The sequence below is a fragment of the Sediminicola arcticus genome (assembly GCF_040566695.1).
Lineage (GTDB): Bacteria > Bacteroidota > Bacteroidia > Flavobacteriales > Flavobacteriaceae > Sediminicola > Sediminicola arcticus.
The window spans coordinates 217,072-237,038 of the sequence record NZ_JBEXAE010000005.1; the positions used below are offsets into that span (position 1 = coordinate 217,072).

Here is a 19,967-nt window from a genome sequence, read left to right on the forward strand (position 1 = left end):
TAGGTGATAATTTATACTTCAAATCCTAATTTGCAGTATTTTAGTACTATGAAAAAGCTGATCCTCTTAATCTTATTCTCTTTGCAACTCTCTTGTATAAGTCAAGATAGAAAAAAAATAAACGGCGTAAGTTTTGTGGCTTCAAGAGATCAAGCGTCTCAAGAACATGTAGATGCCCTTTTGAGAATCAATGCAGAATCAGCCGCAGTCATGCCCTTTGGATTTATAAGGGATGTATCTTCCCCTGAGATAATTTTTGACACTGAACGGCAGTGGTTTGGAGAGACCAAAAGGGGTGCTAAGCAATACATAGCATTACTTCATAAAAATGGAGTTAGAGTGATGATGAAGCCCCAGATTTGGATTTGGAAAGGGACATTTACAGGTACCTTAAAAATGAACTCGGAAGAAGATTGGAAGACTTTGGAAAACTCATACACAAAATTCATCATGACTTATGCTCAATTGGCAGAAGAGACGCAAACGGAGTTTTTTTGTATTGGAACAGAATTGGAAAAATTCATTGCCAACAGGCCTGAATATTGGCACGACTTAGTTAAAAATATCAGGACGATATATAAAGGTAAACTAACCTATGCAGCTAATTGGGATGAATATGACAAGACCCCTTTTTGGAAAGACTTAGATTACATTGGAGTAGATGCCTATTTCCCCCTTTCCGAGGAGAAGACCCCTACGGTAGAACAATTGGTAGAAGGGTGGGTTCCTTATAAAGAAAAACTTAAGTTGCTATCCGAAAATCTGGACAGGCCCATTGTATTTACCGAATATGGCTATAGAAGTAATGATTATGCTGCTAAACGCCCATGGTTGGTAGATCGTAGCAAGGACGACGTAAACCTTCAGGCACAGGCCAATGCCACTAAGGCCATTTTTGAATCTTTTTGGGGGGAAGATTGGTTTCAAGGAGGTTTTGTTTGGAAATGGTTTATAGATCATAAATCTGCGGGAGGGGGAGGAGACAATAGATTTACCCCTCAGAATAAACCTGCGGAAGAAATAATAAGGACCTTTTATAAAAATCATTGATCTATTTGCGTAATTGAAGCACTACTTTTTGGAAGTACATCTTATTTTTGGTAATATTTGCGCAAAAATAGCCCAGTGTACCTCAAAAAAAGTAGTCTCTTATTATTGGTTTTCGTTTTAGTAACCCTAACCCTTGGTGCCCAAAACGCTGTTAGGACTGTAATTGCCGAAAAAGGCGATGGCATTTTTTCTATTCTTAGAAAGCAGGGCATGGATCCCATTAAACATTATGGCCATTTCATGGCCTTGAATAAGGATAATCTCCGGGATAGCATTCAGCTGTACGAGGGCCGTAAATATATTTTACCGCCTTTTGTGGAAGAAGAGGTGGTCGTTGTGGATACTATTCAGAAAAAATCAACCGAAAGAAAGATAATCAGCAGTGAGACCGAATACGCTATTTTTGGGAAGAAGTATGCCCTTGTCCCAAATATGAGTAAGGAGTTGGATGGGGCTGTATATTATTTGATTTCTGGCCATGGTGGTCCGGATCCCGGTGCCATTGAAAATTATGAAGGAAAAATTATTGCCGAAGATGAATATGCCTATGATATTACTTTGCGTCTTGCTCGTGAACTGATGTCTCAAGGTGCAAAGGTATATATTATTATACGAGACCCCAATGATGGGATTCGTGATGAACGTATCTTAGAAATAGACAGGGATGAGGTTACCTATCCTTCATTGGAAATTCCCCTTAACCAATTGGCCAGACTTAAGCAGAGAGTAGATGCTGTAAATACCTTGTACGGGGAAAATATGGGAAAATATCAACGACTAATCGTCACTCATGTTGACAGTCGCAGCAGTGGGCAGAACATTGATGTATTTTTTTACCACCATGAGAAAAGTAAGAACGGGAAGAGGTTTGCCGAGAACATACATACTACCTTTCAGAACAAATATCAGAGATATCAGCCCAACAGGGAATATTCGGGAACTTTTGAGGATCGCACGAATCTGTATCTAGTTAAAAAGACGCACCCTGCCATGGTATACATTGAAATTGGAAACATAAAAAACACCAAAGACCAAAGAAGAATATTAGATCCTGATAACAGACAAGCTTTAGCAAAATGGATTTCGGAAGGGGTTCTTTTAGATTATCAAACAAGGAATAAAGTGCCTTAGGTAACAATGTTCTTCTGATAATAACGGTATAGACGTTCCGGGCTAGCACCCAATAGTTTTATCAAATGGATTACTCCAAAATGGTATTGAAGTTTAATGGTTCCATTCTTATTGTATTTTCTTGCAGAAGTTATAACTGTTTGTGGTAATACCTTAAAGTTTCCTAATTTATACAGTCTACCTATAAACTCGTTGTCTTCGTAAATAATAAAGGCTTCATTGAATCCTTTTGATATGTCCCATAATTCCTTAGTAACGAAAAGGGATTGGTCTCCTCCCCGACAAATTTTAAGGTTGATTCTAGAAAACCAACCTGATGCTTTTAGGAGCAAGTTGTTGGAGTCGAATCTAAGGCGAAAGCATCCAGCAGGATTACCTGAAACCACCGTATTCATTATATGGGCATCAAAATTCTTAGGGGGATAGGTGTCTGCGTGTAAAAAGTATAATATGGATCCAGTTGCCAGCTTGGCTCCTTTGTTCATTTGTTTGGCCCTACCTTTTTCTGAATATATCAAGATAGTGTCAAATTCTTTAGCAATAGTTGTGGTATTATCCGTGCTACCTCCATCTACAATTATGATCTCTTGAACATGGGATGTATTGCATTCAGTTGTAAGAAATTTTAAGAGACTCCCAATATGTTTAGCTTCGTTGAGCACTGGGATTATTATACTTATTTTAAGGGAATCATTTAACTGCATTTAGGCTCCAATCGTAGTTGATATATTCGATGCTGGTATCATTTGATATCTTGGTAGTAGAATATTTGTTGATGTAATCTGCCAATGCCATTTTATCGGTAAAGTCTTTCTTGTACCACTTAAAAATCTGCGATAGCATGGCTTTTTCCTTGTTGATAACATTCCTTTTTGGGTCATTTACGAAATTTCTTGCCGTCTTTTCCAATTGTTCTTCAAGCTTTTCAACTGTGAATGCTTCATTTAAAAGTTTTGGACAGGAATACGAAGCGCAATTAATGGCAAAATGGATTCTAGGCTCGTCCATTTTTCTTAAAATATTGTGTTCAATGTCTCCTAAGGAGAGTTTTTTGTCACGAATGGAAATGACTTGCCTATTCCATGGACCTTTAAGGTCTTTGATACTACCTAAAGGATAATTATCAAGAATTAATTTCACGGTAGCCGCGTTGTATAAATTGATATAGTAAACTAATTTACTTTCATTGGTATCATATTCCGAAATGGGATTTTTAGTTTGATCTTTTAAATATGAATTTAGCAATCCTATTTCCTTACCTAAGTTTTTGTAATCTACATTGCCATCTATGTCAACATACTTTTTTAATAGCTTATCCCAAGTTGAGTAATCAATTTTTAAGAGTGTCATAGGTGGTTTTACGATTCCAAAGTAATTGGCATAGCCATTGGCATATCCGGTAATCGCTAGCAATAGGATGAGAATATATTTCACAATAGAATTTATTTAAAACTTAGACGGTTAATACATTAGTATAGAAGTACTTGCTAACCTTACAATGTAGAAGTATTACTATTTCACCTTGCAGTTAACAACATCCACCCCCATTATAGTGCCAGGTACTTGCACTTATATGTATTTGGTCATTTGTCTTTGCCAAAGCAGCGGCTGTTTTATCGCAGACTGCCAAAGGCTGATTTTGCATTAAAACATGTCCGTTTTTGTCATCAAAATATGGCTCGTCACCATAGTAGATAGCTGTTTTTCCAGTAAAGACGCAAGGCCCATCTGTTGGCATGGGGTCTTTAATCGCGGCTATCTCAATGGATTCTATATATATCAGTTCCTCGGTAGGGTAGTGGTTGGGGGATAGTACGCGATATGATTTGCGCGCTCTTATTTCTATTGTCCCAAATCCCGCATCTGTTAATGCCTTGATATAATCTTTTAAGGGGATACTACCGCTAAGACAAAGGGCACGAAGCCTATCGTCGTTCCGTAATTCTTCGTTCATGGGCTGCTCGCAAATAGGATCGCTCATTACCAACCTACCTTGTGGTTTTAGGACACGATACATTTCCGCTACCGCCTTTTGTAGATCTTCTGCCTTGAATATATTGAATAAACAATTTTGTGCAGCTACGTCAATACTTTCATTAGCTACAGGAAGGTTCAAGGCATCTCCTTTTATAAGATTCACAAACTCGCTCTTGAACCATTCATTTTCCTCTTCTGCGATTTTGAAATTCTTTTTGGAGGCCTCCAACATCTCATCTACGACATCTACTCCTGTTACACCCTGCTTCTGTCTTGAGAAGTAGGAGAATTGCAAAAGCTCCATTCCGCCTCCAACCCCAACATATAGCACCTTAGGATTATTGACTAAATCTTGGGCAGAAACCGTACTTCCACAGCCATAGTTCATTTCCTGCATAATCTTAGGAATGGAAAGCCCGGGAAATTGCCATACGGGATTTGTGGTACAACATAGACCAACATCGGGTGTTAACGCAGCCTCTTTGTATAGGTTATTTGTGGCATTTAAATAATTCATATTTCTTTTATTAATTCTTTGAATAAAGTAATCATTTTTGGTTCCGTTTCTCCTGCGATCTGAATAATTTCTGCGATATTAACAGGCTTCAGATTGTCTGGGTCGCACTCATCCGTAAGCACAGAAACTGCCATTACAGGCAATCGGAGGTGATTGGCTACTATAACTTCGGGCACGGTGCTCATTCCTACGGCATCGGCACCAATCATTTTTATCATTCTATATTCTGCCTTGGTTTCCAATTGCGGTCCAACAACAGAGGCGTATACGCCTTTCTTCAATGAAATATTTTCTCTTAGTGCAATTGCTTCTACCTTCTTACGCATTTTTAGGTCGTAAGGTTCACTCATGTCAACAAATCGATCTCCAAATTCCGATATGTTTTTAAAAGCTAAGGGGGATCCACCTTGCAGATTGATATGGTCTTCGATCAACATAATATCTCCTTTTTTATAATCAAGGTTTACAGCCCCGGCTGCATTGGAGATGAATAGGTTTTTGATTCCCAATTGGTGCATCACCCTGATAGGGTAGGTGACATCAATTAAATCATACCCTTCATATATGTGAAAACGACCCTGCATTACCACCACTTTTTTTCCTTCTATGGTGCCATAGATCAATTTTCCGGTATGAAACTCAACGGTTGCTAATGGAAAAAATGGAATGTCGTTATAATGAGCCTCAATGGGATTTTCAATTTCAGCCACTAATTTTCCAAGTCCAGTTCCTAGAATGATTCCCAATTCAGGGGCATCAAAACCCTTGTGCTTTAAATAGGCAGTGGACTCTTCTAATTGCTTTAATATCATATTTTTATGTTTTTTAAAAAAGGTTGAAAAGCTTCAATATGTTGAATGTCCTCAAAATGATCCACATCATTTTTTATTTTCAATAATGTGACATTTTCGTTTTTTAGATCATTTAAAGTCTCCTCAAGCACAGTATCTGTGCCCCAGGCTTTATTTTTAAAAATGGACTTATTGATTGTGGACATCCCTAAAAGATAGTATCCGCCATCTTCAGCTGGTCCTATAACAAATTTGCTATTTTCCAATTCTTTAAAAGCAGTATTTAGGTCTTTTGAGGTGAGATCGTACATATCACTACCAATGATGATTATATTTTTATATTTTGCTTCAAATCCCTCCTGAAAGGCCTTTAACATGCGCTCCCCTAGATCCTGACCTTGTTGTAGATTTTTGTGATAATGTGAATTTTCCCAGATATCATTTTCCCATATTTCTTCCGAATAAAGTACTTGCTTTGCTGCTTTTACCTCTTTAGTAATGGCATGGGTGTGATCCAATAAAAAGGAATAGATTTCTAGGGCTATAGCGTCGCCTACTTTGGCTGCTAATCTAGTCTTACATTTCCCTAATTCTGGGTTCCTAGTGAAAATTAGAAGTAGGTTTTTCAGGTTTGGAGAATCGGAATTGGATGTCATAAGCAAGTTAATATACTTTTTCACCTTTAGTCAGAAATTGCCCCCAATGCTTACTAAAGGCATGTACTTTATCCGTTACTTTTCCTTGATTGTCAAAGACTGGGTAATCTTGGTTTTTCCATTCGAAAATACCCCCATATAAGTTTTTGACATTGGTATAACCCTCCGCTAAAAATTCTTCAGCGGTATTTTCTGAGCGAACACCTATGGAGCAATAAACAATAATAGGCGTGCTTTTGTCTAGTACCAAACTAGATATTTCTTTAGAATTCAATTTATTAGTGCCTACCCAAATGGCATTCTCAATATGACTAACATCGTATTCCTCCTTTTTTCTAGCATCTAAAAATACATAACCTTTAAGGCTAATAGCTTTTTGAGTATTTATGTAGGCCACATTGTGCTTGTTATATTTCATTAAAACTTCGTCAATAGAATTTTGGGCATTGGAACCAAGAAAGCCTGAAATAAAAATAAAAATTGAAAGAAATAACCGCATAGAGGAGATAAATAAAATCTTTGCTAACAAAGGTATTAATTTGTAAGGAAATTGATGGATTTTAACAAAGGATTAGGGAGGTCTCTTTGTGTGTTTGACCATGAAATTAACATGGTGATTATTCGAATTTTATCTTCATCTTGGAAAAAATGCCAACAGTAGCTAATTTTTTATGAAATTGCAGGGATTTAAGATACAGATGGATACATATTTAAGAGGTCAAAATACAAGTAAGGTTAAAAGGTTGCCTCTACTATTGATACTTGGGATGTTTTTTGTGGTAATTCCTACTTTAAAGGGACAGTTAATCCAAGAGGATAAGATGTTGCATTTTGGTGTAGGCGCAGTGATTGGTGCTGGAACAACAGGTGTGGTCTATGGCATTACCAAAAATAAGACCAAGGCAGTAATATGGGGTATAGGCTTGAGTACGCTAGCAGGGATTACCAAGGAGGTTATTGATCATAATAGATATGGGAAAGCTGATACAGGAGATATGGTCGCTACTACTTTGGGAGGAATCTTTGGGTCCTTTAGTGTAAAAATTGTTTTGGATAAAAAGCGGAAGAGGAGGCGAAGGTTAAAATAAGCGGTTTTTTATAGCCTATAAAAATCGAAGGTTTCATAAGTTATCTAAAACAAAAAATCCCTACCGAAGTAAGGATTTGTTTGTGGTGCCTCCAGGAATCGAACCAGGGACACATGGATTTTCAGTCCATTGCTCTACCAACTGAGCTAAGGCACCATGCCTTTTAAGCGGTTGCAAATATAATTTCAATTTCGCGATATCCAAACAAAAATCAAAAAAAAAGCAGATAGTTTTTTTTCAAATGATGATCTTTGTGGTATGAACCTCATAGTTGACGCCGGCAATACTTTTATCAAACTAGCTGTCTTTGATACAGATAGGATGCTTTCTAATCAAAAAGTTGAATTAGATGGTTTCTGTAAAAAGATCAAAGAATTATTTGAGGAATACCCGAATATTAATCATTCTATTGTTTCCACGGTAGGGTTTTTAGAGAAAAAGCACCTCGAGATGGTCGCTATTTTTAGTAGGGTGCATCTTTTAAGCGCCAAAAGTTTGGTGCCTTTTAAAAATTCCTACGCCTCGCCCCAGACGTTAGGGGTTGATAGGATTGCCTTGGCTACCGCAGCCTTTTATCATAATCCCAAAGGAAACACTTTAGTTATAGATGCAGGAACTTGCATAACCTATGACATGATTAATGATATGGGTGAATACTTGGGGGGTGCCATTTCCCCTGGAATAGCTATGCGGTATAGGGCATTGCATGAGCAGACTTCCAAACTACCATTACTTGAAGCTAAAACTATATTAGACTTTATTGGTAATACAACTGCGGATAGCATTCACAGCGGCGTAGTTAATGGCGTTTGTAATGAAATAGATGGGGTAATACAGCAGTATAATGCCAGATTTGTAAATTTAACAGTTATTTTAACGGGTGGGGATATGCAATTTTTGTCAAAACGATTAAAAAATACCATATTTGCGCATTCTAAATTTCTCCTAGAGGGGTTAAATTATTTGCTCGAATACAATAAACGATAAATGATCAAAAAATTTGTAATTGCAATTGTCTACTGTGCAACTTGTATAATCTATTCCCAAAACGGTACAGTATCCCCTTATTCTTTTGGTATTGGCGAATTAAAAGCAGTAGGAACTGTTGAAAACCAAATGATGGGTGGCGTTGCTGTTTATGCGGATAGTATTCATATCAACCTTAGAAACCCTGCAGCTTACAGCAAACTGGCATTGACTACATACACTGCGGGACTGACCAGAAGAGAATCTAGGTTGAAGACATTTGACAATCAGGAAAATGCATCTGTATCTAATTTGGACTATTTAGCAATTGGATTGCCATTGGGAAATGGTTTAGGATTGGGGTTCGGTTTGATGCCATTCTCTTCAGTAGGGTACAATTCTGTAATACAGGGTATCAATTCGGAAGGGGCTGCTTTGATCTATTCCGCTTCTGGCGACGGAGGTTTGAATCGACTTTACACTTCCTTAGGTTATGAAGTTTTTAAGGATTTCAGTATCGGTGCCACATTGAACTTTAATTTTGGGACTTTGAACAATAATAGAATCCAGACCATAGAAGGCGTGCAATTTGGAACATTAGATAGGAGGAGTTCAAGGATAAACGGGTTCGATTTTAATTATGCGGCTAATTATACCCCCAAAATTTCAAAAAAAAATAGGTTATATACCTCCGTGGGGGTGAATACTCAAATGAATTTAGTTTCAGAAAATACACGTACAATTGGATCATTTTCCTCTTCAACAGGTGCTGAGGTTGAGGTAATTAATGTAAATTTGCAAGCACAGGGTCTAAAAAATACGGAAATTAAGGTTCCAACGACAACGACTTTAGGACTTGGAATAGGAGAGGATAATAAATGGTTTTTAGGAGCCGAATATAGTTTGCAGCAATTTTCTTCTTTTGAAAATGATTTCTTGAGAAGAGACAATGTTTCTTATAATGACGCTAGTACTTTTGGTTTTGGAGGATTTTTTGTTCCTGACTATTCTTCTTTTACAAGTTACTTTAAAAGAGTAACTTATAGAGCTGGGGCTAAGCTTACTAAGTCAGGCTTGGTGATTAATGATAAGGAGATAAATAACTTTGGCATAACTTTTGGAGTTGGATTACCACTGGGAGGAAGTTTCTCCAATCTCAACATCGGTTTCGAGTTGGGAAGAAGGGGAACAACAGACGCTAATTTGGTAGAAGAAAGTTATCTAAAAATGAATTTAGGGCTTTCTTTGAACGATAGGTGGTTCCAGAAAAGAAAAATTAATTAATAAATTTGCACATTAACCATTTAAACTCATAAGAAAATGAAAAAGATACTTTACATCGCTGTCTTCTCAGCATTGGGGTATGGGGGTATAAACAATGCTCAAGCTCAGGCTCAAAATCCAGAATGTAGTAATAACCTTTCTATCTACGTTGAGCATGCCAAAGTTAAAAATTACGATGCCGCCTACACCCCTTGGAAAATGGTTTATGATAATTGTCCTGATCTTAATTGGGCAAACTTTGCATATGGGGAACGTATTCTTGCCGATAGGGTTGAAAAGGCTACTGGAGCAGATAAGACTGCTGCCATTAACCAGATGGAGATGTTATATGAAAACAGGTTAAAATACTTTTCAAACAAAACCACTAAGGCCGAGACTATCATTGATAAGATAATCTTAAAATATGAAAATAAAATTGCCTCCAATAGTGAAATCTACGATCAGTTACACAAAGCCTTTACAGAGGACCAAGATAATTTCACAAATCCAAAGGCATTGTACCTTTACTTTTCAAGCCTTGTAGATTTGAATGCAGAGGGAAGTAAGGATCCGGATTTGGTATTTCAGACCTATGATGCTGTTATAGCAAAAATATATGTGGAAAATGATAAGTACACAAGTATTATCGCAAAATTAATTCCTAAAGAGGATGCCAACACTTTGACCTCTAAAGAAAAAAGTCAATTGAGGTCGGCAAATAGTTATTCGGAAACTTATGGTAAAATTTCTGAAAGTATCGATGGTAAATTAGGTGCCTTAGCAAACTGCGAAAACTTGATCCCATTATACGAAAAGAATTTTGATGATAAAAAGAACGATTTAAACTGGGTGAAGGGTGCAGTAGGCAGAATGTACTCTAAGGAATGTACCGATGATCCTTTGTTTAAAAAACTTTTCGAAGCCCAAATGGCTTTAGATCCTTCAGCTGAAGCCTACATGTATGGGGCTACTTTAAAGATGAAGGCAGGTGATTCTAAAGGAGCTTTATCAGATTATAACAAAGCCTTGGATTTAGAAACTAACGCTAAAAAACGTTCAGAGATCGCATACAAAATTGCGACTACCTACGTTAGGAGTAGTAAGTCATCAGCACGGAGCTATGCCCAAAAGGCGTTGGATGCAAATCCTTCCAACGGAAAGGCTTATTTGATGATTGCTAGTCTATATGCAAGTAGTGCTAACGATTGTGGAACTACTACCTTTGAGAAAAGAGCTATTTATTGGAAAGCGGCAGATGTAGCAAGACAAGCCGGTAGGGTAGATCCTGCTTTAAGTGGTAGAGCTGCTCAAGCCGCCACCAGTTATGCGTCGAAAGCTCCATCTAAAGAGGATATATTTAACTCAGGAATGTCGGGTAAAACTGTTTCCTTCAATTGTTGGGTTGGTGGTAGCGTAACCGTGCCTAGCTTATAAGATGCACAAACTTTTTAAAAATAATTTCAAGAGCATTGCCGTAGTTTTTTCTATGGCAATGTTTTTTTTATCCTGTACGGACAACTATAAAAGGGTTGGGAAAGAAGCGGCGGAATTAATATATCCCCAAGGTGTGGCCCAAAATTTCACACTTACCTATACCGAAACTAAAAATGACCTAGGTAGTGAGGGTGTTGAAGCGACCAAAATTATAGCTGTTCTTTCAAGTCCCAGCACTGAGGATTTTGATAACCTAAGGTTCAGGTATAGAACTTTTCCAGATGGATTAAGGGTTGACTTTTATGATGATCAAAATAACAAAAGCATTGTAAGCTCCGATTATGGAATTATTTATTCTGATACAAATTTGATAGATTTACAAGGGAATGTGGTCATTGAGACCTATGATGGTAAAAAGTTGGAAACGCCACAGCTTTATTGGGATAGGGCTAATGAATGGATTTTTACCCAAGCAAAATTTAAGTATACCAATCCAGAAGACGGTACCATAATGGACGGTGAGGGAATGGATTTTAATAAAGATTTTAGTTTTTTCAGCGCACATAAAACGTATGGTTTTATGAGCATTAAAGAAGAGTAATATGATCAAAGTTTTAAAATATACAGAATATCTTTATCTGGTAGTTGCCATCATTTCACTATATAAAATAGCAACACTTTGGGGCATAGCGCCACAAGAGACTTATATTTTTATTTTCTTCGCAGCAGTTTCATTAGGGATGTTCTTTTTCAGGAGAAATTATCGAAAGAAATTCGAACAACGTAAAAATGATAATCAAAAAGAATAGTGGACGCCTCTTCAATTATAATAATTGTCACCCTTTTATTATCCGCATTTTTTTCTGGAATGGAAATAGCGTTTATTTCTGCGAATAAAATTCACATAGAAATTGAGAAAAAGCAGGAAGGTATTTTAGCTAAAGTACTTACTAGACTTACCAGAAAACCTTCCAAATTTATTGCATCCATGCTGATTGGTAACAATATAGCCTTGGTTGTTTACGGGTTTTATATGGGAGATGTCCTCATGCAATGGTTTCAAGGCATGTATCCCTCCTCTTATGGCTTGGTCAATATTATGTTGACCGATTTTAGTTTAGTGGCTCAAACGATTATTTCAACTTTTGTGATTCTTTTTACCGCAGAGTTTTTACCCAAGGTGTTATTCCAGATTTATTCCAATACCCTTCTCAAAATATTGGCCGTGCCTGCCTATCTTTTCTACATTCTTTTTTCAGTTATTTCCGAATTTGTTATTTGGGTGTCCGATTTTATTTTAAAAGCTCTTTTTAAAACAGATGGAGATGAGGTTCAATTGGCATTCAGTAAAATAGAGTTAGGGGATTACATCACGGAACAAATGGAAGCGGTTGAAGAAGCAGATGAGGTAGATTCTGAAATCCAAATTTTTCAAAATGCATTAGAATTTTCTGCTGTCAAGGCAAGGGAAGTTATGATCCCGCGAACCGAGATTACGGCTGTGGAATTGCATGAGAAGCCAAAAAATTTAGTAAAACTTTTTACCGAAACAGGATTTTCTAAAATACTTATTTATAAGGACACCATAGACAATATTATAGGCTACGTCCATTCTTATGAGCTGTTTAAAAAGCCAAAGACTATTAAAAGTGTGTTACTTCCTGTTGAATTTGTCCCTGAAACCATGATGATAAGCGATATTCTTAATGTCCTAATAAAAAAACGCAAAAGCATTGCTGTGGTTCTGGATGAATATGGGGGCACTTCTGGTATAATGACCGTGGAAGATATTGTAGAAGAGCTTTTTGGAGAGATTGAGGATGAGCATGATTCCACAGACCTACTTGAGGAAAAAATTGGAGATAACTCCTACAGGTTCTCTGCTAGGTTAGAGGTAGATTACATTAACGAGAACTATAAACTCAATCTACCTGATAGCGACGAGTATGAAACCCTAGGAGGACTTATCGTTAATGAAACTGGAGAAATTCCAGCCAATAACTCCGAAATTGTCATCGGTAATTTCATGTTTACGGTGTTGGAGGCTTCTAATACAAAGATAGACCTAGTTAGTCTTAAAATTCTGGATAACGATTAAGCTTTCCTTTTCAGATTTCGTTTTATCTAAAAGGTTCTTGCTATAGAGGACCTCTTTAGCTTTGATGAAATATTAATGTACCCTTGCTTTTTTCGCTTATTCCATGTAATGGAGCCACAATAGATTTAGAATCCATCAGTTATACTATATTTTCTTTGCTATTTGTAAAATAAAAATTTTAATACATGAAAGAAAATGGTAATTTCGCCAACTGATTTAAAATAGTTTACATAATGGCAGTATTAGAGAAGATTAGGAAACGGACTACGGTATTGATTTTAATTATCGGCTTGGCTTTGTTTGCATTTGTGATTTCAGGTGTATTCAGCAGTAATGGCTTTTCTGACGGAAAGGTAGGTTCTTCTATAGCAGAAATTAATGGTGAGGATATCTCTATAGATGAGTTTAGACAAAAAGTAGAGGCCGCATCTAGAAGATATGGCCCTCAAGCCTCTTCCATGCAAGTAGTAAACAGTGTTTGGGAACAAGAGGTTCGTAATATGGTAATGGGTCAGCAATTTGAAGAGCTTGGTATTGATATTGAGCAGGACCAGATTGTAAATTACATCAGCAGCAACCCTGCATATAGTCAAAGTCCTCAGTTCTTAAATGAGAGTGGTGTATTCGACGCAAATAAATTTCGTGAGTTTATAGCTGACCTTAAAGCAAATAATCCAGCTCAATATGAGATTTGGTTGCAAGAAGAAAAGGCTATCATCCAAATGGCAAAAGAACAGACTTATTTCAATTTGGTAAGAGCAGGTGTTGGAGCAACCTTGAAAGAAGGAGAGTTTGAATATAAATTGGCCAACGATAAGGTAGACTTAAGTTTTGTACGTGTACCTTATACTTCAATTTCGGATAGTACCATTCAGGTAAGTAAGAAAGAGATTGAAAGTTATATCTCTGCCCATAAAAAGGATTTCAAACAAGAGGAGTCTAGGGATATTCGTTTTGTGTATTTTGAAGAGAAAGCATCTTTAGAAGATGAAAATGCGGTAAAGGAAGAGATTGTTAAATTATTGGACGATACTGTGGAATACAACACGTCTAAGGATTCTAACGACACTATTGTTGGTTTCAGAAAGAGCACGGACTTGGCTGCTTTTTTGGATAGGAATTCAGATTTGAAGTTTGATACTATTTACAAAGCAAAAAATGATTTACCAGCTAAATTTTCGGATACATTGATCAACTTAGCCAATGGAGGAATATATGGACCTTACAGAGATGGGAATTTCTTTAAGTTTTCTAAAATGGTCAACAAAAAACCAAATGGTACTGTGAAGGCCAGCCATATCCTAATTTCTTTTGCCGGGGCTGAAAGGGCCAATCCAGAAGTTCAAAGAACTAAGGAAGAAGCGGAAAAGGAAGCTAAGGAACTCCTTCTAGAAGCTAAAAAGGATGGAGTTGTTTTTGCTGAATTAGCCAGAGACAAATCAGACGGACCTTCTGCTCCAAGAGGAGGAGATCTTGGGTATTTCCAAGAAGGTGTAATGACCGAAAAATTTAATGAGGTTGCTTTTAATAATCCAGTGGGCTATATTGGACTTGTGGAAACAGAATTTGGTTTTCACATCGTAAAGGTAGATGACAAACAGGATATTTATAGAATTGCAACCTTAGCAAGGGAAATAGAGCCTTCAGAGGAAACAACGAACAAATTATTTACAAATGCCACTAAATTTGAAATGGAAACTGCTGATTCTAAAGAGACTTTTGCAGCTTTGGCAAAATCTAGTGATTATGTAGTAAGACCTGTGAACAAAATAAAGGCAATGGATGAGAGCCTTCCTGGATTATCTGCTCAAAGACCAGTTGTACAATGGGCATTTAACGGGGACACCAAAGTTGGTGATATCAAGCGTTTCAATATTAATAACGGTTATGCAGTTGTTCAATTAACAGCTACCTACAAAGAAGGACTTATGTCTCCAGAAGATGCATCCGTGATTGTACTTCCTAAAATAAGAAAAGATAAAAAAGCAGAACTAATTATGGAGGCCAATAAAGGTAAATCCATTGATGCTTTGGCTAGGGATAACAATGTAAGTATGTCGAGAGCGTCAGCTCTTACTATGCAAGCACCTACCATTCCTGGTGCAGGAAGAGAGTCATTGGTAGTAGGTAGGGCATTCGCCATGGACAATGGAAAGACTTCTGGATTAATTAAGGGGGAAACAGGAGTATTTATGGTTAAGGTAACCAATAAGGAGGAAGCTGCTAAATTGGATAATTACAGCACCTATGCAGATAATGTAAAGACTGCTAACGAATCAAAGGTGAGTACCGCTGTATTTGCAGCTTTAAAAGAAGCGGCAGTTATTGAGGATAAAAGATCTATCTTCTACTAATCAGGTATGAATTCAACATATAAAAAAGCCTCCCATTGGGAGGCTTTTTTATATTAAAGAATCATCTCGGAATAGGGAATAATGGTATGAAACCCTTTTTTGCTGAAATACGATTTAGTCTCTTCTGAGCCAGTGGCCAAAACAAAATCGCCTCCCCATGCTCCAAGACTTTTAATATTTCCGAGGAAGTCTGGAAATAATTTTGTTTTTACTGTTTCTATTTGTAGGGCGGCTGCTATTAATAGCTCGTGTTGATTTATTAATGAATTAAATTCCTGTAGTTCCTTACAGCGTATTAGTTTTTCGGTAATTTGTCCTACTTCAGAGATTAAATTTGGGAGGTCAAACTGTGTTTCCCGATATTGGGTAATGCCCTCGCGACTATTTTGTTTCTGGTTAAGATGAACAAAGTATAGCTGGTCTTTAAAAGGTGGATTAAATAGTGCTTCTTCCACGATAGGCTTAAGATTGTCTAAGCGGTATAGTATAGGTGTTTTGTGTTGTGCACATGCAATATCATACCCGCTCCCAGAAAATGCACCCCATAGTAGTTTAAAAGGGTCTACTTGTGCCCATTGGGCTATGTTGTTGATAAGGGTAGAGGAAGAGCCCAATCCCCAATCCCTAGGAAAATTTAAGTGGCTCTCTACCAGAAGCCCATTGGTGCTGTTTAGAAAATTAGGATTTAAATAATGGGCCTCCGAAAGTATACGAAGTAATGTTTCCCTAACAGAACTTTTAGCTGTAGCTGTTTTGGTTTTTGAACTTGGCTGGTTATTTAAAACTTCAAGAGGATCAAAAATTGTTTCAAACCAGATTTCTTCATTGCTGGTATAGCTCTTCCAGATGATATTGTTACCCTCAATAGTGGAGACCGATAGGGCTTGACCGTATTTAGTAGGCACGGCTAAACTTAGAGCACCATCTAGCACGGCGTATTCGCCTGAAATTAATAATTTACCATTGCTATAGTAGTGTTGTTTCATTACACCTTTCGTAATGTCTGTATTGCATCTACCACTGCACTATGGGTAACAGTGTGTTTTCTAAAGTGATCTACCAAGGTATTTTTCTCTGATTCTGTGGCCTGCATCTGGTTTAAAATATTCATCAGGTGCATTTTCATATGCCCTTGTTGTATACCAGTAGTTACCAAGGATCTTACCGCTGCAAAATTTTGTGCCAAACCAGCAACTGCTACCAATTGCATTAATTCCTTTGCGGAGGGCCTATCTAAAATGTCCAAAGCCATTTTTGCTAAGGGGTGTAAGCTCGTTAATCCGCCTACCGTTCCTAATGCCAATGGTATTTCTAACCAAAATTTAAAGACATCATTTTCAATTGAAGCATGGGTCAGACTTGTATATTGCCCATCTTTGGAAGCATAGGCATGGATCCCGGCTTCAACTGCCCGGAAGTCGTTTCCGGTAGCTAGAACCACCGCATCAATCCCATTCATGATTCCTTTGTTGTGGGTAACCGCCCTGAAAGGCTCCACCTTGGCTATGTTAACGGCACGGACCATTTTTTCTGCGAACTCAATAGATGAAATTTCATTACCTTCCTTCAGCTCATTAATAGGACAACTGACCTCTGCTCTTACCAAACAGTTGGGCACATAATTGGAGAGAATGCTCATTACAATCTCTATATTCTTCTCTTCCTCATTAAAACCCGAATATTCTAGTGCTTCTCTTTTAAGAGTCAGTGCCAATTGTTCCAAACAGGAATTAATGAAATTAGCACCCATAGCATCTAAGGTTTCGAAGGTGCAATGAAGTTGATAGTAATCTTTAAGATCTTTGCTCTTATTCCGCAAAAGGATGTTGGTTATGCCGCCACCCCTTTTGGTCATGTTTTTGGTTATTGGTATAGTTTCCTCTATGAGTTTGGGTTTTATAGCATTGAAGAAGTATTCCAATTTTTGGTCATCCCCCTTATACATAAAGTGAACCTGACCTATTTTTTCGGTTCCTAATACCTTAGTCTTAAATCCACCTCTGTGAAGCCAAAATTTAGCAGCTTTACTCGCTGCAGCCACCACAGAGCTCTCTTCAATGGCCATAGGTATCACATATAGTTTGTCATTTATTAAAAAATTTGGCGCAATGCCTAGTGGTACATAAAAGTTGGTGATGGTGTTTTCTATAAACTCGTCATGTAACTTTTGCAGTTCTTTGTCCGTATTCCAATACCGTTTAATCGTCGCCTTGGTTTCTTTAGAATTATGGGTGTATTTATTAGAAATCCATTCAATTTTTTCTTCTTTGGTAAGCTTTGAGAATCCTTCTACGGGCGCCATCTGTAATTATTTAATCTGAAGGTCAAAGATAGTGATAAACACAATAATCGGAAGGTTCTTATAGTCAAGTACAACTACTATTCTAAAGTTGTGATTATTTAGGAACAAAGTTTATTTCTTTGTGAAATTATTAGTAAACTTGGGTGTTTTAAACAATTTTTGAAAATTAATGAAAAGACTACCCGTATTACTCTTATTTATTTTAGGTTTTATAATGGTCGGAACGGCCCAAAATAAGCAAATTCCACTAGAAGAAATTTGGAATGGTGAGTTCAACACAGAGGGCATGGATGTGCTTAGATCCATGAATAGCGGAACCGAATATACCATACTTAACAATATAGGTGCCACAAAATCTTCCTCGATCGACAAATATTCTTATGCGACCTTGGAAAAGTTGGAGACAATTGTTTCATCTGCTGATAGTGCGAATATTCCATATTTTACATCTTATGAATTTAGTCAAGATGAAAGTAAAATCTTATTGGCAACAGAGATAGAACCCATTTTTAGGCGTTCTACTTTAGGTATTTTCTATTTGTACGATGTTGCATCTAAATCCATTATTAATATAGCTGATACAAAAATTCAAGAGCCAACTTTATCACCAGATGGTGTTAAAGTAGCTTATATGCAAAACAATAATTTATTTGTGTTCAATGTAGCCGATAAAACTACGGCACAGGTTACTTCGGATGGAGTTAAAAATCAGATCATCAATGGGGTGACCGATTGGGTATACGAAGAAGAATTTGGATTTGTACGTGCCTTTGAATGGAATTCCAACGGCACCAAGATTGCCTTCATGCGTTTTGACGAAACAGAGGTGCCAGAATTTTCAATGGATATGTACGGTTCAGAGTTATATCCAAGTCGAAATGAATTTAAATACCCAAAGGCAGGAGAGAATAATGCCTTAGTTTCATTGCACCTCTATGACGTTGCATCAGCTAAGGTGGTCATGATAGATTTGGGAAATGCCTATTACATCCCACGTATAAAATGGATGAACAATGCTAATTATTTGAGCGTTCAAACATTGAACCGTCACCAAGATCAATTAAAACTATTATCAGTAAATGCTACTAATAAAAACGTATCCCTACTTTTAGAGGAGCAAGATGATGCCTATGTTGATATTACTGACAACCTTACTTTTTTAGCCGATGACAGTTTTATATGGAGCAGTGAAAAGGATGGGTACAACCACTTGTATCTTTATGATTCCAAAGGAAAGCTAAAGAACCAGGTTACTAAAGGAACTTGGGAAGTAACCAACTATTATGGTTATGATAAGAAAGCAGATAAGATCTATTACCAGTCCACAGAAAATGGATCTATCAATAGAGATGTTTACAGTATTAACAGCAATGGGAAAAGCAAAAAAAGATTGACCGAGAAAACAGGACAAAGCTATGCCTCTTTTAGTGCTGATTTTACGTATTTTATCAATACTTTTTCTAGTGCTACAACCCCTCCGGAATATACCTTACATAAGGCCCAGTCAGGAAAGGAAGTAAAGAAAATCAAAGATAATAAAGCCCTTCTAAAGAAGTTGGAGGACTATGTAATAAGTCCAAAGGAGTTTTCAACCCTTTCGGTCAACGGTAACGATCTTAATATGTGGATGATCAAACCACAGGATTTCGATGCAAACAAGCAATATCCATTGTTGATGTTTCAATACAGTGGGCCAGGGTCACAGTCCGTTTCCAATAGGTGGATGGCTTCCAATGATTATTGGTACCAGATGCTAGCTGCTGAGGGGTATATCATTGCTTGTGTAGATGGCAGGGGTACCGGATTGAAAGGAAGAGATTTTAAAAAAGTGACCCAATTGGAATTAGGGAAATATGAGGTTGAAGACCAGATTACAGCAGCCCAAACATTGAGCGACCTTTCTTATATAGATGAAAACCGCACCGGGATTTGGGGTTGGAGTTATGGGGGTTTTATGTCTACTAATTGTTTGCTTAAGGGAAATGATGTATTTGAAATGGCAATCGCCGTAGCTCCGGTAACTTCTTGGAGTTTCTACGACACTATTTATACAGAGCGATTTATGAAAACCCCTGCGGAAAACCCAAGCGGGTATGATGATAATTCACCATTTAATTATCCGGAATTACTAAAGGGTAAATATTTATTGGTACATGGATCAGGTGACGACAATGTTCATGTACAAAACTCCATGCGCATGATAGAAGCCTTGGTACAGGCGAACAAAGAGTTCGACTGGGCCATTTATCCGGATAAAAACCACGGTATTTACGGAGGCAACACCAGACTGCACCTGTATACGAAAATGACCAACTTCATTAAAGAGAACCTTTAACCAAA

General features: G+C 37.3%; 19 protein-coding genes and 1 tRNA gene. 11 read left to right on the forward strand and 9 right to left on the reverse strand.

The genetic code is table 11. From position 1 onward, the window contains the following. Nucleotides 1–48: 48 nt before the first annotated feature. Both ABXZ36_RS11860 and ABXZ36_RS11865 read left to right on the forward strand, forming a co-directional pair. Nucleotides 49–1,050 (forward strand): glycoside hydrolase family 113, encoded by a 1,002-nt coding sequence (locus ABXZ36_RS11860; protein WP_354615885.1) that lies wholly within the window; start codon nucleotides 49–51, stop codon nucleotides 1,048–1,050. A 75-nt stretch (nucleotides 1,051–1,125) separates the two neighbouring features. Continuing rightward, on the forward strand, nucleotides 1,126–2,181 hold the full coding sequence (locus ABXZ36_RS11865; RefSeq protein WP_354615886.1) for an N-acetylmuramoyl-L-alanine amidase family protein: 1,056 nt from the start codon (nucleotides 1,126–1,128) through the stop codon (nucleotides 2,179–2,181). Here ABXZ36_RS11865 and ABXZ36_RS11870 read toward each other — a convergent pair. The 6 genes from ABXZ36_RS11870 to ABXZ36_RS11895 form a co-directional block, all read right to left on the reverse strand. Further along, on the reverse strand, nucleotides 2,178–2,885 hold the full coding sequence (locus ABXZ36_RS11870; protein WP_354615887.1) for a TIGR04283 family arsenosugar biosynthesis glycosyltransferase: 708 nt from the start codon (nucleotides 2,883–2,885) through the stop codon (nucleotides 2,178–2,180). The genes ABXZ36_RS11865 and ABXZ36_RS11870 overlap by 4 nt on opposite strands. Beyond that, nucleotides 2,872–3,615, reverse strand: coding sequence for a DUF547 domain-containing protein (locus tag ABXZ36_RS11875; RefSeq protein ID WP_354615888.1), 744 nt, complete (start codon nucleotides 3,613–3,615; stop codon nucleotides 2,872–2,874). The genes ABXZ36_RS11870 and ABXZ36_RS11875 overlap by 14 nt, the downstream gene beginning before the upstream one ends. 94 nt (nucleotides 3,616–3,709) lie before the next feature. After that, on the reverse strand, nucleotides 3,710–4,675 hold the full coding sequence (arsM, locus tag ABXZ36_RS11880; protein WP_354615889.1) for an arsenosugar biosynthesis arsenite methyltransferase ArsM: 966 nt from the start codon (nucleotides 4,673–4,675) through the stop codon (nucleotides 3,710–3,712). Beyond that, complete coding sequence (locus ABXZ36_RS11885) at nucleotides 4,672–5,487, reverse strand: purine-nucleoside phosphorylase (protein ID WP_354615890.1); 816 nt, start codon at nucleotides 5,485–5,487, stop codon at nucleotides 4,672–4,674. The genes arsM and ABXZ36_RS11885 overlap by 4 nt, the downstream gene beginning before the upstream one ends. Further along, nucleotides 5,484–6,122, reverse strand: a complete 639-nt coding sequence (locus ABXZ36_RS11890; protein WP_354615891.1) for a TIGR04282 family arsenosugar biosynthesis glycosyltransferase — start codon at nucleotides 6,120–6,122, stop codon at nucleotides 5,484–5,486. The genes ABXZ36_RS11885 and ABXZ36_RS11890 overlap by 4 nt, the downstream gene beginning before the upstream one ends. A 7-nt stretch (nucleotides 6,123–6,129) precedes the next feature. Next, nucleotides 6,130–6,651 carry a rhodanese-like domain-containing protein gene (locus ABXZ36_RS11895; protein WP_354615892.1) on the reverse strand — a complete coding sequence of 174 codons (522 nt, stop codon included), beginning with the start codon at nucleotides 6,649–6,651 and terminating at the stop codon, nucleotides 6,130–6,132. A 142-nt stretch (nucleotides 6,652–6,793) separates the two neighbouring features. Here ABXZ36_RS11895 and ABXZ36_RS11900 point away from each other — a divergent pair, with 142 nt between their 5' ends. Further along, a complete protein-coding gene (locus tag ABXZ36_RS11900; protein WP_354615893.1) occupies nucleotides 6,794–7,210 on the forward strand; it encodes a hypothetical protein in 417 nt (138 codons plus the stop codon). A gap of 83 nt (nucleotides 7,211–7,293) precedes the next feature. Here ABXZ36_RS11900 and ABXZ36_RS11905 read toward each other — a convergent pair. After that, nucleotides 7,294–7,366, reverse strand: a tRNA-Phe gene (locus tag ABXZ36_RS11905). A gap of 102 nt (nucleotides 7,367–7,468) precedes the next feature. Between ABXZ36_RS11905 and ABXZ36_RS11910 the strand changes: the two genes are divergently transcribed. The 7 genes from ABXZ36_RS11910 to ABXZ36_RS11940 all read left to right on the forward strand — a co-directional run bounded on the left by ABXZ36_RS11910 (nucleotide 7,469) and on the right by ABXZ36_RS11940 (nucleotide 15,325). Further along, nucleotides 7,469–8,197: a type III pantothenate kinase gene (locus tag ABXZ36_RS11910; RefSeq protein WP_354615894.1), complete on the forward strand. Its 729-nt coding sequence runs from the start codon at nucleotides 7,469–7,471 to the stop codon at nucleotides 8,195–8,197. Continuing rightward, nucleotides 8,198–9,460 (forward strand): BamG family beta-barrel-assembly machinery protein, encoded by a 1,263-nt coding sequence (gene bamG / locus ABXZ36_RS11915; RefSeq protein ID WP_354615895.1) that lies wholly within the window; start codon nucleotides 8,198–8,200, stop codon nucleotides 9,458–9,460. Between the two features lie 36 nt (nucleotides 9,461–9,496). Next, the gene (locus ABXZ36_RS11920) at nucleotides 9,497–10,873 is read left to right on the forward strand and encodes a tetratricopeptide repeat protein (RefSeq protein WP_354615896.1); all 1,377 of its coding nucleotides are present in this window, start codon (nucleotides 9,497–9,499) and stop codon (nucleotides 10,871–10,873) included. A gap of 1 nt (nucleotide 10,874) precedes the next feature. Beyond that, nucleotides 10,875–11,474 carry an LPS export ABC transporter periplasmic protein LptC gene (lptC, locus tag ABXZ36_RS11925; RefSeq protein WP_354615897.1) on the forward strand — a complete coding sequence of 200 codons (600 nt, stop codon included), beginning with the start codon at nucleotides 10,875–10,877 and terminating at the stop codon, nucleotides 11,472–11,474. 1 nt (nucleotide 11,475) lies between these two features. Continuing rightward, nucleotides 11,476–11,682: a hypothetical protein gene (locus ABXZ36_RS11930; RefSeq protein WP_354615898.1), complete on the forward strand. Its 207-nt coding sequence runs from the start codon at nucleotides 11,476–11,478 to the stop codon at nucleotides 11,680–11,682. Then, a complete protein-coding gene (locus ABXZ36_RS11935) occupies nucleotides 11,682–12,971 on the forward strand; it encodes a hemolysin family protein (RefSeq protein WP_354615899.1) in 1,290 nt (429 codons plus the stop codon). The genes ABXZ36_RS11930 and ABXZ36_RS11935 overlap by 1 nt, the downstream gene beginning before the upstream one ends. 233 nt (nucleotides 12,972–13,204) lie before the next feature. Further along, on the forward strand, nucleotides 13,205–15,325 hold the full coding sequence (locus tag ABXZ36_RS11940) for a peptidylprolyl isomerase (protein ID WP_354615900.1): 2,121 nt from the start codon (nucleotides 13,205–13,207) through the stop codon (nucleotides 15,323–15,325). A 53-nt stretch (nucleotides 15,326–15,378) separates the two neighbouring features. Here the strand turns inward: ABXZ36_RS11940 and ABXZ36_RS11945 are convergent, their stop codons facing one another. Next, nucleotides 15,379–16,311 carry a GYDIA family GHMP kinase gene (locus ABXZ36_RS11945; RefSeq protein WP_354615901.1) on the reverse strand — a complete coding sequence of 311 codons (933 nt, stop codon included), beginning with the start codon at nucleotides 16,309–16,311 and terminating at the stop codon, nucleotides 15,379–15,381. Then, complete coding sequence (locus ABXZ36_RS11950) at nucleotides 16,311–17,627, reverse strand: hydroxymethylglutaryl-CoA reductase, degradative (protein WP_354615902.1); 1,317 nt, start codon at nucleotides 17,625–17,627, stop codon at nucleotides 16,311–16,313. Before ABXZ36_RS11950 ends, ABXZ36_RS11945 begins: the two co-directional genes overlap by 1 nt. Nucleotides 17,628–17,796: 169 nt before the next feature. Here ABXZ36_RS11950 and ABXZ36_RS11955 point away from each other — a divergent pair, with 169 nt between their 5' ends. Beyond that, nucleotides 17,797–19,962 (forward strand): S9 family peptidase, encoded by a 2,166-nt coding sequence (locus tag ABXZ36_RS11955; protein ID WP_354615903.1) that lies wholly within the window; start codon nucleotides 17,797–17,799, stop codon nucleotides 19,960–19,962. The last annotated feature ends 5 nt before the right edge of the window (nucleotides 19,963–19,967 follow it).